Source organism: Rossellomorea sp. NPDC071047, assembly GCF_050270195.1.
Classification (GTDB): domain Bacteria; phylum Bacillota; class Bacilli; order Bacillales; family Bacillaceae_B; genus Rossellomorea.
The window spans coordinates 336,654-351,006 of sequence record NZ_JBNNJT010000006.1 but is presented as its reverse complement, the minus strand read 5'-3'; the positions used below and the strand labels follow the sequence as shown (position 1 = coordinate 351,006).

The following is a 14,353-nucleotide window of genomic DNA, read 5'->3' as shown; positions in this document are numbered from 1 at the left end:
TGAGCTTTTCCTTATGTTTATTAAAATGGATTCGTCGCCCATTGAAGAGACTGCTTGATAAAGATGCGAGGGTGTAATTTCAGCTGGGAAACCATATGTTCCGCTAAATCCTCCGGCTGCATGTATTTTTCTTTGTCCGCTTCATCGAGCTTATCCCCAAAGGTAAGATCCGTTGCCACCAGGCTTGGGTTCAGAGTCATGACACGGATATTATGTGGACGCACTTCCTGCATCAACGCTTCGGCCATCCCTTGAACGGCAAATTTCGAACCACAGTAAGCCGTGCTTTTTGCCGTGCCTTTCAATCCGCTGCTGGATGAAATCATGATAATGTCTCCACGGTTTTTCTCGATAAGCTGAGGCAGGACGGCACGCGTCACATGATACGTTCCAAATACGTTGACCTCAAAGGTTTTTTTCCAATCTGCCGGATCGATTTCCAGAAATGATCCGTACGTTCCGATACCTGCATTATTGATCAGGATATCGGCTGGACCGAGTTCATTTTTCAGTTTTGAAATGGCTTTTTCCACTTGCTCCATATCTGAGATATCAGCTACAGCCACACTGGCTTTCACACCCAGAGCTCTTGCCTCCTCTGCCACTTGTTCCAGCGTACTTTGTGTACGGGCGATCAAACCGACATGAACTCCTTCTCGTACAAGCTCCAACGCCGTTGCTTTTCCGATTCCCCGGGCAGCACCCGTAATATAAGCGATTTTACCTTTAATCGATTGTGCCACAATGGATCATCCTTTCAAATCTAATTTCTACCGTTAGTGTAAGGCCAGGGGAAGGGATAAGCAAATGATAAGAAAAATAGCTCCGAGTGTCTCGGAGCTATCGTGCAGTCATTCACTTTTTTGCCTCAAATATCGTTTATCATTCATAAACAAACTCCAAAAGTACACAAAGCCGGGAAACAGGATGATGAATCCAACAATATAGGTGATGAACACTGCCTTAAACGAGTTGGGGTCCGTGAATCCGGACTGGATCGTGACTTCCGGGTAGATGATATAGGGCAGGTGGGCTTTACCGTATACATAGCTTGCCAGTACATATTGAAAGGTCACGGCGATAACGGCCACTCGGGGCATTCCTTTCATACCCTCTTTGTTGGTGGGGAGAAATAATGCTCCCCCGGCAACCAGGAAGCCGATTAAGGAGACCCATAGCAAAATCTGGTCTTCCATCATTCTTTCATAGATCCATGAAGCTTCATTTTTCATGGTGAACATAATGAAGAACGCCATTACTACAGAGATTGGACCGATGATCATGGCATCCCGCCGATACACTTTAAACGCTTCAAATTCCTTGGAAGCTTTGGAGTAGTCAGCAAGAAGTAAAGATGAAAGGAACAACGTACTGGCAACGGCAAATCCGAAGAAGGCATATTCATGCGGACTCGTAAACAGCTTCCCCAGAAGAAGCGTTTGTCCGTCTTCAAAATCGATGTAAGGTCCGTGAGAGATCGGCAGTACACTGATGAGCAGACCTGGAATCAGTAAGCCTGTTATTCCCGTCACATAAGTCAGTGGCTTTCTGTAATCATCTGCCACGTGGGAGAATACCAGAAATGCACTTCGAAGAGCCAGAAGCAGCAGGATTAAACTTCCCGGGATGAGCAGCACGGTTCCTAATGAATAGGCAGCACCCGGAAACATACTATACACTGCGACTACCAGGGCAACAATAAACGTATTCGTCACCTCCCAGGTTGGTGACAGATACCGGTTGGCGATATTGGTTGCATTTGTTTTGTCATGATTAATGTAGATCATCGACCAAAAGCCGGCCCCGAAATCCATCGTTGCCATGACGGCATAGATAAAGACGAAGCCCCATAGTATCGTGATGGCAATCAATGCTTGAGTCATAACTTCACCTCCAATTCTTGCTGGTTATGTGGATAGAGGAATATCCTTATTGTTTCCTTCTGCTTTGTTGATATCTTTTTCAGGCGGATTCCGTTTGAAGTAATACAAGAGAACAAGAACGACGGACACGGCCAATATTGCATAAACCGAAACGAACAGAACGAACAGTACGGCCAAGTTTCCCGTCGTGGTAACCGAGTCCTCTGTACTGAGGATGCGGTAAATTGTCCAAGGCTGACGGCCAGTACAAGCGAATATCCATCCAAACTCTATGGCTAAGATCGATAGGGGGCCACCGGCTACAAATGACCACATCAACCATTTAGGGAAGCGGTCTTTTTTCAATAATTTATTCCATACGTAGGCAATGAGAGAAAGTAAAATGAGCAGGGAGCCGATTCCCACCATCGCGTTGAATAACGTATGAACGAAGAGAGGCGGCCAATATTCCTCAGGGAAGTCGTTTAAGCCGATGACTTCCGTATCGAAGCTGTTCCCGGCAAGGAAACTCAAGGCCCAGGGAATTTCGATCCCCCATTTCACTTCCCTCTCTACTGGATCCGTGAAGCCTCCAATGGAAAGTGGTGCATGGGTTTGGGTCTCAAACAAGCCTTCAGCTGCAGCCAGTTTCTCAGGCTGATACTCATGAAGCATTTGAGCCGATTCATGACCATTAATCGCAGTGAAGAAGGAGAAGACGCCTCCGACTAATAAACAAATCATAAGGGATTTTTGATGAAATTTATAAATCCTTGACCCAAATGATGAACGGAGCATCTTAAATGCAGAAACTGTAGCAATCGTGAACGATCCCACTACATAAGCAGATAAAGCTACATGGCCCGCGGTAACAAAAAAGCTTGGATTGAAGAAGGCTTTCCAAGGATCCACATTGGTGATTTCTCCGTTCACCATTTCAAATCCGGCAGGTGTCCCTTCAAACGCATGTACATTTGTGATTAAAACAGCTGAAGCAAGTCCACCGATGGCGACCAGGACAAGACTCACGATTCTCATCCAGGGAGCGATCCGATTCGCCGCATACACATAAATAGACATAAATAACGCTTCAACAAAAAAGGCATAGATTTCGATTTGGAAAGGCAATGCCATCACCCGCCCGATAACCTCCATGAATCCCGGCCAGAGGAGGGACAATTGAACACCGGCAATCGTCCCTGTCGGAATACCTACCCCCAGCAGTACGGCGAACGCCTTCGTCCAGCGTTTTGCCATCACGGAATAGTCCAGATCATTCGTCCGCTGATACATAATTTCTGCAACAAGAATCATTAACGGAATACCTACTCCGAGTGTGGCAAAAATAATATGAAAGGCCATTGTAGTACCAAACAAGGAACGAGCAATTACTAATTCATCCATTCTCATGTCTCCCTTACTAGTCTTTAACATTTCCTTATTGTCCACTTAATGGAAAATAATATTCATGATTTTTAGTAGGGAGAGAAAGTTTGATTGTCGATCTGAAATGTTGTTAGGGGATGTCGATTTTTGTAAGTTGATAATATTATAGGCAGAGTCGATAATATAATCGAAAAGTCAATAATATATGGGAGAAAGTCGATAATATAGCCGAAAATATAATCGCAAAAACTAAAAAAGAGCAGCTCACCAGCTGCTCTCTCTCAAAATGTCCTATTGTAATGCCTGTTTTAAAGTCTCGATGTTCTTCTTCATGAGTGAAAAATAGTCTTCGTCATTGTTTCTATCTTCTTCGGTAAGGACAGATAGATTATGGAGGGTCAGGGCTTTTGCACCCAATTCGTTTTGAACGACTTCTGTTAAACGCGAAGAGACGTTTTGTTCAAAAAGGATGTATTGAACATTATCTTCTTTCCCTTTTTCAATGATCTTCTTAAGCTCTTGCTGAGATGGCTCATCAGCCGTATTCAATCCGGCGATGGCTTCTTGATGCAGTCCGTAACGTTCTTCCCAATAGCTATAAGCAGCATGAGAAACGTAGAAGGTTTTCTTTGGCGCATTTTCTGCCATGTCCTTAAATTCAGCGTCCAGCGCATCCAAATCTTTCGTTAATGCAGCGAGGTTCGCCTGGAAGTCTTCCTTATGTTCAGGCATTTCTTTTGAAAGTGTATCTGCAATGGATTTCGCCATTTCTTTAGAGTACACCGGGTCTAACCAGAGATGAGGATCAACGTCATGGTTGTGCTCATTACCGTGATCGTCCTCGTGAGAGTCTCCGTGTTCTTCATGCTCTTCAGCGCTTTCTTCACCATGACCTTCTTCATGATTCAATTCAACGTGTTCACTGGTCGGTACAACGACAACATCCTCGTTTTCCAGAATCGATTTCGATCCCTCAACGAATCCTTCAAGTCCCATTCCGATGTAGAAGAAAACATCTCCATCAGCCATTTTAATCATATCTTTTTGAGAAGGCTCGAATGTATGCTCATCGGCACCTGGAGGGTAAATGCTTTCCACATCCACATGTTCCCCGCCAATTTTTTTCGTGAAATCCTCCAGTGGATACACGGTAGTGTACACTTCCAATTTGTCTTTCTCTCCAGCGTCTTCATGCTCAGAAGAGGCTCCGCAAGCTGATAAAACTAAAATCAATAATAAAAATAAACTCATACGAATATAGTTCAAGAGGAATCCTCCTTTTATGGTAATAGTTAAATAACTGTAATGATTACGATTTAGCACAAAGGTTATTTTACTACCGTTATGGGGAATAAGCAAGATATATGGATGGATTTTTATTTTTTTTACTTGTTAAAAAAAGAAAGACTATCCCCGGATAGGAGCTAGTCGGAATGATTCGTATTTTTAGCTGGCCATTTTTCTGGCACGTGATCAATTCCACCAGGATGAAAAGGGTGGCATTTCATAATCCGCTTTATTGTTAACCATCCTCCACGCAATGCACCGAACCGGCTTACTGCCTGCACGCCATAATGGGAACAGGTTGGATAAAACCGGCAAGTGGGGGGCTTGAGAGGAGAGATGACCCGTTGGTACACCTTAAATACAAATAACAATAACCTTTTCATAACACGTCTCCTGATTGATTTTCTTTTACTATATCAAAACTCTTTGGAGGATAAAAACGTTTTTGACTGAATGTCTTCCAATGAACTTCACAATCGGTTTTTCTTCCGTACTAAGAAGCTAGTCATAAAGAATTTCCAAATAGAAAATATAGGTATTTATTTTAATTCGGATTAAGTTGATGAAATAACTATGAATTTACGTTATACTTATAATTAGAAACTATATGGGAGTGATTTTAATGCCTTCAGTAGAAAGCTTTGAATTAGATCATAATGCAGTGAAAGCACCTTATGTGAGACATTGCGGTGTCCATAAAGTAGGCAGCGACGGACTTATCAACAAGTTTGATATTCGATTCTGTCAGCCTAACAAACAAGCGATGAAGCCTGATTCCATTCATACACTTGAGCATTTATTAGCCTTCACCATCCGTAAATATGCAGAGCCGTATGCTCATTTCGATATTATTGATATTTCTCCAATGGGATGCCAGACTGGCTACTACCTGGTCGTCAGCGGAGAGCCGAAAGTAGAAGAAATCATCGACCTCTTAAATGATACGATGAAAGAAGCGGTCGAGATAGAAGAAATTCCGGCTGCCAATGAAAAACAATGCGGCCAGGCGAAGCTCCATGATTTAGAAGGAGCAAAGAAATTAATGAAATTCTGGCTTAGCCAAAGTAACGAAGATCTAAAACAGGTTTTTGCATAAACAGAGAAAAATCCACCGCCTGCATAGGGCGGTGGATTTGTTATTTGTCTTGCTTTTCTTCTTCTTGCTTCATTTTCTCCAAGTGAGGATTATCTTCAAGTGGATCTACTGTATGTTTAACCGCTGTATAGGCTTTGGAAGTCGTAAGGGCACTTACGAATATCACTAAAATACATATAGCAACAGCGATGATCAGGACAAGAGTTACTGACATTATGCAACCCCCTTTTTTTCACTATTTTACCATAGAAGATAGGGATGTTTATGGACGAAAATCAACATTTTTATGACGTGAATACCAGAATTCTCTACTAATGACTAGTAATATTTGGTATCCTCAAAGGTACATATGAATTTTTTATTAGTATGTACAAGTTTCGATAAACGAAACGAGGGGGAAATTACCATGGATGTTTCTTCAATGATGGGTAAGCAGGTTGCAGAACTTCAACGAACACTCAGTATGAATTTATTGAAAAGTCAAATGGCGACACAAACGGCTCAAGTAACCGTAATGATGAAAGAAATGCAGGTCAGTCAGCCTGCACCGCATCCGGATAAAGGACATGTTCTTGATGTGAAGGGATGAAAGCGGGAAGAAGCCTTGTTCCGGGAAAGTTCGGAACAAGGCTTCTTTCATTTGGGAAATTTCTATCGCATGTGGCTCAAGCCGCCTCCGCTTTTCGAATTGTCCAGCTCCGGCGGCTAGTCCCTCGAGGTCATTTCTGTTAAATCCCCAAAGGCAAAGAACGCCTTCAGGGATTTCCCAGAAATGCTTGTCGGGCCTGAGCAAGCCGCCTCCGCTTTTCGATTGTCCAGCTCCGGCGGCTAGAGGCTCGAGGTCATAAGTCAAGTACACCAAAAAGGCAAAGGGCGCCTTTCCGGTGTACTTGACTTATGCTAGTCGCCTCTACCCAAGCCGCCTCCGCTTTTCGGTTAGTGCAGACTCTTTTTTTCAAGTCTCACTCTTTCTTCGCTGTTGGACCATTTTTCTTTTAATGTTTCAAATATGTATAAGCGGAAGAAGTATTGTAACTCTTCTGTTTCCATTTCTTGAATAAGTTCCAGTAGCTCGTTCCTAGAGGTATCTTCTAAGATTGTAAGGGCAATGAGGTCTAAGTCTTCGTCGGTACCTTTGATCCTGCCTCGGTACATTTCATAAATTTCTTCGATTAACTTCATGCGCTTCACCTCCCTTTCGTTCATTTTACCATGAACGTTTATGAATTACTCTACATATTATGCTAGGACAACTCTTATTTGTCTTTACCCTTTATAAGACTTACTAACCATAGGCAATAAAACGGGCTTTACTCACTTTTTGACAAAAGGTGCTATAAAAGCAGGTTTAGCCTTGGTTTCAAATTCCTTGTTACAAAGCCAACCATTAGAAAAAGGAGATGCTTTATTTGGAAAAAAGTATGCTGTTCGTTGGATCGGGACTGGGTGCAATTATATTAAATTTATTTGGAGAATGGAATTCGCTGTTGACGATCTTGTTAATTGCCGTGACTTTGGATTATTTCACCGGCATGATTGCAAGTGGGATTGAAGGAAAGTTATCCAGCAAATTCGGTTTAAGAGGGATTGGTCGGAAAGTCCTGATTTTCTCCCTTGTCACGGTTGCCCACCTTATTGATACTATACTAACAAATCAACACTTTATTCGTAATGCCACGATTATTTTTTACTTATGCAATGAAATGATTTCGATCATAGAAAATGTAGGGCGAGCAGGAGTTCCTGTACCGGAGTTTCTCAGGAAAGCGGTAGAGGTCTTAAAGAAGAAATCGAAGTGAATAGAATTTCGACAATTGAGGAAAATGAAGGGTAAGCACAGTGAAGGAGTGGGAAGATGAACGAAGAACGACACGATTATTATATTGAAGTGGCCACGGGTGAGATTTCAAGAAGCTCGACAGATTCACCCTGGAACTTTAAGATATCTGCAACAGATGAAGAAATCACCCAGCTTAGGGAAGTGTTCGATTCCAATCACTCAGTCGATTGGCAGAACTTCTATCGTGCGCATGTCCCTTATATTCAATATCATTTTGACCGGGAAAATGATGCATATGATGAGAACCTCCATCAAGTGTATGAAATGATTCATCGTCTTGGAGATGATGAAGCGAAGAAATTCATCGAGAGTATAGGTATCTTGAATTCAGAGCCTCATGAGGATACAGAGTAATGAATAAAAGTGTTGGTTCAGAAGAGATATCTGTGGACCAATGCTTTTTATTTATGGTTAGATGAAAGAAAGTGTGTACGGATGAGGTGAATTCAATGGAACAGTTTATCGACGAAAATGGGAAGAGAGTGGAAATATCCTTTGAAAAAGGCAGGTTTCAACAAGAATCACACCATGTGTTAGTTCTATGCCGCTACAAAGGGAAGTGGTTGTTAACACGGCATAAAAAAAGAGGTCTGGAGTTTCCTGGGGGAAAGCGGGAAAAGGGAGAGACCCTCGAGGAAGCTGCGGTACGTGAAACGTATGAAGAGACAGGGGGAGTGATCAGGGAGCCATTGTGCATAGGGGAATATAAGGTGTATGATCACTCACCATTTATTAAAACGATTTTCTACGCTGAAGCTGAGGAGGTCGTAAGCAAGGAAGATTATCTGGAAACAGATGGAGCCGTCCTTTGGAACGGTGATTTCACCAACATTCATGACGATCCTTCCTTTAGTTTCATCATGAAGGATCAAGTGGTGGACTTGGCTCTAGAAAGAATAAGGGATCTCAATCTTATGATTTGATCAATTTCTTTTCCAGCTGTTCAACCAGCTTATACATAATGGTAGCAAATACGGCAATGACAAGCAGGGATAGCAGGACAAGGGTAAAGTTAAAGACTTGGAATCCATAAATGATCATATATCCGAGTCCCTTGGCGGAAACCAGGAATTCTCCTACGATGACCCCGACCCATGATAAGCCCACATTTACTTTCAATGTTGAAATGATGGTCGGAAAAGAGGCCGGGAGAATGACCTCTTTGAACATATGCCCCCTTCTTGCCCCGAAGGTCTGCATTACCTTCAAATAATTCGGGTCCACTTCCCTGAAGGAAGTATACACAACAATCGTCGTGATGATGACGGATATGACGGTACCCATGGCGATGATCGATGTGAAGCCGGGTCCCAACCCCACAATTAATATCGGACCGAGGGCAACTTTTGGCATGGCATTCAGGATCACAAGATAAGGGTCCAATACTTTAGAAAGAAATGGTGACCACCATAATAGAGCGGCTAAAAGGGTTCCAAGTAAAGTGCCGAGAATGAATCCGATGATGGTTTCACCGAGTGTGACAGACAGGTTGGCTAGAAGGCTTCCATCCCCAAGCTTTACGAGAAACAGCTTCCATATTTTTGAGGGTGAGCTGAAGATGAGGGTATCTATCCAGCTGTTTCGACTCGCGATTTCCCAGAGTGAGAAGAACACAAAGAAAATAAGAGCTTGATAAAACCAGACCCATCTCTGTTCTTTCTTGATGGATTGAATGTATTCCAGATGTTTTTGTTTAATCGATTCTTGATTCAAGTTTCTCAAGCTCCTTCCATATGGTTTGGAAAAATTCCGGGTATTCCTGGTGATTCCTCACTTCAAAGGGCATTAGCTCTTTTAAAGGGGGCGGAACCTCGAATATCGTGTGGATAGACCCTGGTTTCGACCCGAATAGAATGATACGGTCACTCATGGAGATGGCTTCGCCTATATCATGGGTGACAAGAATGGCTGTTTTCCCAAAGGACTTTAAAGTGGAGTACACCAGATCCTCTAACTTCAATTTGGTTTGATAATCGAGTGCCGAGAAAGGTTCATCCAGGAGAAGTAATTGGGGTTCTGTGATGAGGGTTCGAATCAGCGCCACCCTTTGACGCATTCCTCCCGATAATTCCCTTGGATAGGATGTTTCTACACCTTCTAACCCCATTTCAGTCAGCAAGGCACGTGCTTCTTTCCTCTTTTCTTCTGTCAGGGTCCCCATAATGGTCAAACCTAAAAATATATTTTCTTCGATGGTCTTCCACGGAAAAAGATAGTCCTGCTGCAGCATGTATCCCAGTTTCTCTTTCATTTTTCGAATAGGTTGTTGGTTTAAAAGAATCGTTCCTTCTGTCGGCTTGATAAGTCCTGCAATAATGGAGAGTAACGTGGTTTTCCCGCAACCACTCGGACCGATAAACGAGACAAACTCACCTTCTTTTACATTCAGTGAAATGTCTGAAAGGGCATGGGTGGCCGTTTTGGGTGAAAAGTAGGTGTGATGGATCGAATCTAACGATAGAAAGTTCACTGTATTTAAGCCTCCATTTTCTTTTTTCTATAAGTGAAGGGCTGACAAGTGAAGTCAGCCCCGGATCGTTCTACTTTGCTGCTTTTTCAGCGATCGATGTGTTCACTAGCATTTCATGATCAATGGACTGTGGAAGCTCTCCTGCTTCGTCCATGATGTTTTGTAGATTGTTCCACTCTTCTTCGTCAAGGATCGGATCTGTCGCGAAGGATCCCTGTGATTTGTAGCGATCAACAACCGTTTCAATCAATGAAAGCTCTGTGTCTTCAAAATAGGGCTCAATCACCTCCGCAATGTCTGCTGCACTGTTTTCTGCCACCCATGCTTGAGCTTTGAACAGAGCTTTCGTAAATTTCTCTACGGTTTCTTTGTTTTCTTTCATATAGCTGTCTTTGGCCATGAACGTTGTATAGGGAACGTGACCCGATTCTGTTCCAAAGGAAGCGACGATATGCCCTTTTCCTTCTTGTTCAAAAATGGATGCCGTTGGTTCGAATAGCTGAACGTAATCCCCAGTACCAGATGCAAAGGCGTTCGGATACAAAATGCACCTTTTTTTCTATTTTTTTGAAGGTTTTTGCCTGTTTTTGTAGAAATGTGTACAGGTAAAGTAAAAAAATGGATATGGGGGCGGACATAATAAATCTTTCTTATTTGAGTATTAGTAACTTTAGGAGTATTGATAATATTGAAATTGATATTTTCGATTTCACCAGTCTAATTGGACCTAATAATTGTGGGAAATCTTCAATAATACGTGCTATTGAAATCTTTCTAAATCAAACCAAACCTAATATTGATGAGTGGAGAAAGGGTTTTGAAGATAAAGAAATCATTGTAGAGGGTGTTTTTGAGAACTTATTGGACTGGGAAAGAAACGCACCAGGAGTCGCAGGTTTAGTGAATGAGGGGAAGATTAGACTACGTTTGAGAGCTAGCATAAAAGACGGTAAAGTGGAAACATGTTATGAAGCATTTATAAAACAATTTGAAATAGAAGGCTTTCAAGATAAATGGAGTGACACTTCAGACGGAATTAAAGAGGTAGCTTCATCACTTGAAATAACCGGAACGAAATGGAAAACAAAAGCGAATAGAGAAAGAGTAAAAGAAGAAATAATGCAAGCCAACCCTGAATTAGTAACTCAAATTGGTGAAGATTGGACTTCCGAAAATATTAGTATTACACCTGCGTTAAAACAAGCACTACCGAGTGCTGTAGTTATCCCAGCGGTTAAAGATGCATCCGATGAAATAAAGCCAACTAATACAACTGTATTCGGTACTCTCCTAAAACAAATTATTTTACCTGCAATACAAAATATGGACGAATACAGGAGTTTAATGGAAAATGTTGAACTTTTATCTAAGAAATTGTCTGGGGAAATAGATGAAGAGATTCCTATAATTAAGGAACTTACTAACGATATTTCACAAAGGATGTCCTCAATTATTGAATCAAAAATAAAATTTGCAATGTCAACTCCAGACACTGATAAGTTTGTTGGAAATTATACAACTCTCTTAATGGATGATGGTGTTGAGACAACAATTGATAAACAAGGTCATGGTTCGCAAAGGTCTTTAATATTTGCTCTTATTGAAGTTCTCGCGAATCATTCATCCAAAGAAGAATCACGGGATATGAGTAGGTCTACAATTCTCCTTTTTGAAGAACCTGAATTATATCTTCATCCTCACTTAATGATTAGATTAAAAAACGCTTTAAAAAGTATCTCAATGAAAGACCAATGGCAAGTATTAATAAGTACTCATTCTCCTTTTTTAATTGATGTAGTTGATAATCCAATGTCATTAGCTATATTGAATCGAAAAAGTTCAAGCGAAGCGCCATATATTAATCAGCTAGAAATAGACCCTTTTGAAAGTGGGAGTGATTATGATGATGAAAAAAATGCTTTAAGGGCATCCCTTGACTTTCATCCTACTGTTAACCAAGCTTTCTTTGCAAAGAGGGTAGTATTAGTTGAGGGAGATACAGAGAAAGGCTTATTTAATCATAGGTTAAGGATTCATGAACATTATGAAATAACTGAGGAAGTATTTAATACTACAACCATTGTCTCTTGCGGAGGTAAATGGACTATTGTTCCATTTGCTAAATTACTCAAAGCATTCAAAATTCCATTTAGAATTGTACATGACTGTGATAAAAAGGGAAGAACAGATGAAGAATTACAGTCCGCAAAACCTATAGACCCATATAATGCAAATGAAAAAATTAGAATTGCAGCAGATGGAGAGCAAGTATTTTTAGTTGAAGATACATTAGAAAATCTACTTTGGGAAGAAGGTTATAAAATTCCTTCAAAAGATAAACCTTATCGAACTTGGAAAAGGGTAAATGAACTTTACCAAAATCCAGAGGAATTAGATAATTTCCCTAGATTGAAGGATTTATTCGATTTTGTATATAAGTGGTAAATTAAAAACAAAGCAGACATTTTCAGTGCCTGCTTTGTTTTTTTATGGGCAATCTTTCGAGTTGGTATGGATATAGAGATAACGATCGTCATAGATTGTTATGGGTGATGTATATATGGAGAACAATTTTATGGGAAGGGAATATGAAGTTGAAAGAAAAGATTGTGAGCTATTGCTAAGAGATAAGTCAGATAATCAAATTAAGGTGGATATTATTTTTAATCTAGACCCGAAGGTGAATAATAAAGCTTTAGAATCAGTAAAATACTTTTGGTCAAATGTATTAATTTAGTTAGACTATAATAGTTAGTGCTTCATTTTGTATAATACTGAATAGGGTGATGCATCATGAAAAGAGTTTGGTGTTTGTATAGAGTTTCTACAAAACATCAATTAAACCTCGATGAAGATATTCCTATGCAGAGAAATGCATGTATTGAGTTTATAAACAGACATAAGGACTGGCAAATTACTAAAGAATTGATTGAGCGTGGTATTTCTGGTTGGAAGACAAAGACTGAAGAAAGAGATGCATTAAATGAAATTAAGCTAGGTGCATTAAACAATCAATTAGATATATTGTTAGTGTTTATGTTCGACAGAATAGGGAGAAGAGAAGATGAAACACCATTAGTTGTAGACTTTTTGCATAAAAATGGTGTTGAGGTTTGGTCAGTCAACGAAGGTAAAAAAAATATGGAGAGTCACGTAGATAAATTAATAAATTATATAAATTTTTGGCAATCTTCTGGTGAAAGCTTAAAAACATCAATCAGAGTGCGTGAGTCAAAAAAACAACTTAGCAAACAGGGGTATTTCCAAGGTGGGATTGCTCCGTATGGATATGAGGTATATGAAACAGAACTTCCACATTGGAAAGAGCCGAATAGAAAATTAAAAGAACTTAGACCTAATGAATACGAAAAAAAAGTGGTAAAGCTAATTTATGATTTATATGTTAATCGAAATTATGGAATCAGGAAAATAACGGGATATTTAAATGAGAACAGTTATCGAACAAGGTTTGAGAAAGAATTTGGAGTAAGCTTAGTAACACGAATATTATCTAACCCAATTTATATTGGTTATAGGCGATATAAAAATGAAGAAGATTCAACTGAGACACAACCTTTTAATGAGTTACTGCAGGTAATACCAAATGAATTATTTGAGCAGGCGAAAAGAATAAGGCAAGTAAGAAAGCAAGAATTTAATTCTCAAGATAAATCTAATATTACCATTAACGGAAAATTGTTATTTTCAGGACTTACTTATTGTCAATACTGTGGTTCTAAATTAACCGCAAACTATCTATATCGCAAGAATGTAAATAAGCAAGGTGAAGGTTATAAAACCGTCATATATCGGTATTCATGCCCAATTAATAATGGGAATAAAAAAGGACATGAGCAGTATGTTTGGGGTGCTGTTAAATATGATAAGGTGATTACTAAAGAAGTTAAAAAAGTTTTAGAACTGTTAGATATCAATTTGTTGATAGACCCCAGTAAAAGGATAAAAGAAGATATATTACAATTAAAAATTACTGAACTTCAAGTATTAAAAAAACTTAATACTTCCTTACAAAACAAACGTAACTCTTTAAATAAAGAAATTGCTATTTGCATTTCAGGTGAAAGTAAATTTACACCTGCCCAAATATCAGAAGCATTGGAAATTGTTGAAAATGAAATAGTTCAGACAAAAAATAATATACACAAAATAAAAGAGCAGATAGAAAATATAAAAACAGAAGCTATGAATTTCAAGAAGTTTAATAAAGAGGGTTTGGAAAACTGGGAACAAGTATTTGATAACGCTGACCACGACCTAAAAAAAGCTTTGTTTAGGAATATAATTGAGTCTGTTCATCTTGGAAGGGATAAAGTTACAATAAAGTTTAAAGTCTTTTTTAAAGAACTTTTTAACAAAATTAATATTGAAAATAATAACAGTATGTAATGTCT

16 protein-coding genes and 1 pseudogene are annotated in these 14,353 nt (G+C 39.8%); 7 read left to right on the top strand and 10 right to left on the bottom strand.

Features of this window, described 5'->3' with window-relative positions; genetic code table 11:
- Positions 1–20: 20 nt before the first annotated feature.
- The 5 genes from ACQKFO_RS20175 to yidD form a co-directional block, all read right to left on the bottom strand.
- The gene (locus tag ACQKFO_RS20175; RefSeq protein WP_427600584.1) at positions 21–743 is read right to left on the bottom strand and encodes a 3-ketoacyl-ACP reductase; all 723 of its coding nucleotides are present in this window, start codon (positions 741–743) and stop codon (positions 21–23) included.
- 108 nt (positions 744–851) lie between these two features.
- Complete coding sequence (locus tag ACQKFO_RS20170) at positions 852–1,883, bottom strand: cytochrome d ubiquinol oxidase subunit II (RefSeq protein WP_427600583.1); 1,032 nt, start codon at positions 1,881–1,883, stop codon at positions 852–854.
- Between the two features lie 24 nt (positions 1,884–1,907).
- Complete coding sequence (locus tag ACQKFO_RS20165; RefSeq protein ID WP_427600582.1) at positions 1,908–3,266, bottom strand: cytochrome ubiquinol oxidase subunit I; 1,359 nt, start codon at positions 3,264–3,266, stop codon at positions 1,908–1,910.
- 273 nt (positions 3,267–3,539) lie between these two features.
- Complete coding sequence (locus ACQKFO_RS20160; RefSeq protein WP_427600613.1) at positions 3,540–4,499, bottom strand: metal ABC transporter substrate-binding protein; 960 nt, start codon at positions 4,497–4,499, stop codon at positions 3,540–3,542.
- 173 nt (positions 4,500–4,672) lie between these two features.
- Positions 4,673–4,918, bottom strand: a complete 246-nt coding sequence (gene yidD / locus ACQKFO_RS20155) for a membrane protein insertion efficiency factor YidD (protein ID WP_427600581.1) — start codon at positions 4,916–4,918, stop codon at positions 4,673–4,675.
- A gap of 239 nt (positions 4,919–5,157) precedes the next feature.
- Here yidD and ACQKFO_RS20150 point away from each other — a divergent pair, with 239 nt between their 5' ends.
- Positions 5,158–5,631, top strand: a complete 474-nt coding sequence (locus ACQKFO_RS20150; protein WP_427600580.1) for an S-ribosylhomocysteine lyase — start codon at positions 5,158–5,160, stop codon at positions 5,629–5,631.
- A gap of 40 nt (positions 5,632–5,671) precedes the next feature.
- Here ACQKFO_RS20150 and ytzI read toward each other — a convergent pair whose 3' ends face one another.
- Positions 5,672–5,845: a YtzI protein gene (gene ytzI / locus ACQKFO_RS20145; RefSeq protein ID WP_324745116.1), complete on the bottom strand. Its 174-nt coding sequence runs from the start codon at positions 5,843–5,845 to the stop codon at positions 5,672–5,674.
- Positions 5,846–6,037: 192 nt separating this feature from the next.
- On the opposite strand from ytzI, the gene ACQKFO_RS20140 reads away from it, so the two are divergent.
- Positions 6,038–6,220, top strand: coding sequence for a hypothetical protein (locus ACQKFO_RS20140; RefSeq protein WP_427600579.1), 183 nt, complete (start codon positions 6,038–6,040; stop codon positions 6,218–6,220).
- A gap of 347 nt (positions 6,221–6,567) precedes the next feature.
- Here the strand turns inward: ACQKFO_RS20140 and ACQKFO_RS20135 are convergent, their stop codons facing one another.
- Positions 6,568–6,813, bottom strand: coding sequence for a DUF6154 family protein (locus tag ACQKFO_RS20135; RefSeq protein ID WP_044340349.1), 246 nt, complete (start codon positions 6,811–6,813; stop codon positions 6,568–6,570).
- Between the two features lie 227 nt (positions 6,814–7,040).
- Between ACQKFO_RS20135 and ACQKFO_RS20130 the strand changes: the two genes are divergently transcribed.
- From ACQKFO_RS20130 to ytkD, 3 genes are all read left to right on the top strand, one after another.
- Positions 7,041–7,430 (top strand): phage holin family protein, encoded by a 390-nt coding sequence (locus ACQKFO_RS20130; RefSeq protein WP_324745114.1) that lies wholly within the window; start codon positions 7,041–7,043, stop codon positions 7,428–7,430.
- A 56-nt stretch (positions 7,431–7,486) separates the two neighbouring features.
- Positions 7,487–7,825: a hydrolase gene (locus ACQKFO_RS20125; protein ID WP_427600578.1), complete on the top strand. Its 339-nt coding sequence runs from the start codon at positions 7,487–7,489 to the stop codon at positions 7,823–7,825.
- 95 nt (positions 7,826–7,920) lie between these two features.
- Entirely contained in the window at positions 7,921–8,394 is a 474-nt protein-coding gene (gene ytkD / locus ACQKFO_RS20120; protein ID WP_427600577.1) for an RNA deprotection pyrophosphohydrolase, read from the top strand.
- On the opposite strand, the gene ACQKFO_RS20115 is transcribed toward ytkD, so the two are convergent.
- The 3 genes and pseudogenes from ACQKFO_RS20115 to ACQKFO_RS20105 form a co-directional block, all read right to left on the bottom strand.
- Positions 8,384–9,184: an ABC transporter permease gene (locus ACQKFO_RS20115; protein ID WP_427600576.1), complete on the bottom strand. Its 801-nt coding sequence runs from the start codon at positions 9,182–9,184 to the stop codon at positions 8,384–8,386. The genes ytkD and ACQKFO_RS20115 overlap by 11 nt on opposite strands.
- A complete protein-coding gene (locus ACQKFO_RS20110) occupies positions 9,165–9,941 on the bottom strand; it encodes an ABC transporter ATP-binding protein (protein ID WP_427600575.1) in 777 nt (258 codons plus the stop codon). The genes ACQKFO_RS20115 and ACQKFO_RS20110 overlap by 20 nt, the downstream gene beginning before the upstream one ends.
- Before the next feature lie 70 nt (positions 9,942–10,011).
- A pseudogene (locus ACQKFO_RS20105) lies at positions 10,012–10,476 on the bottom strand (ABC transporter substrate-binding protein); the annotation flags it as partial.
- A gap of 83 nt (positions 10,477–10,559) precedes the next feature.
- Here ACQKFO_RS20105 and ACQKFO_RS20100 point away from each other — a divergent pair.
- Both ACQKFO_RS20100 and ACQKFO_RS20095 read left to right on the top strand, forming a co-directional pair.
- Positions 10,560–12,386, top strand: a complete 1,827-nt coding sequence (locus tag ACQKFO_RS20100; protein ID WP_427600574.1) for an ATP-dependent nuclease — start codon at positions 10,560–10,562, stop codon at positions 12,384–12,386.
- A gap of 348 nt (positions 12,387–12,734) precedes the next feature.
- A complete protein-coding gene (locus ACQKFO_RS20095) occupies positions 12,735–14,348 on the top strand; it encodes a recombinase family protein (RefSeq protein ID WP_427600573.1) in 1,614 nt (537 codons plus the stop codon).
- Positions 14,349–14,353 lie beyond the last annotated feature (5 nt).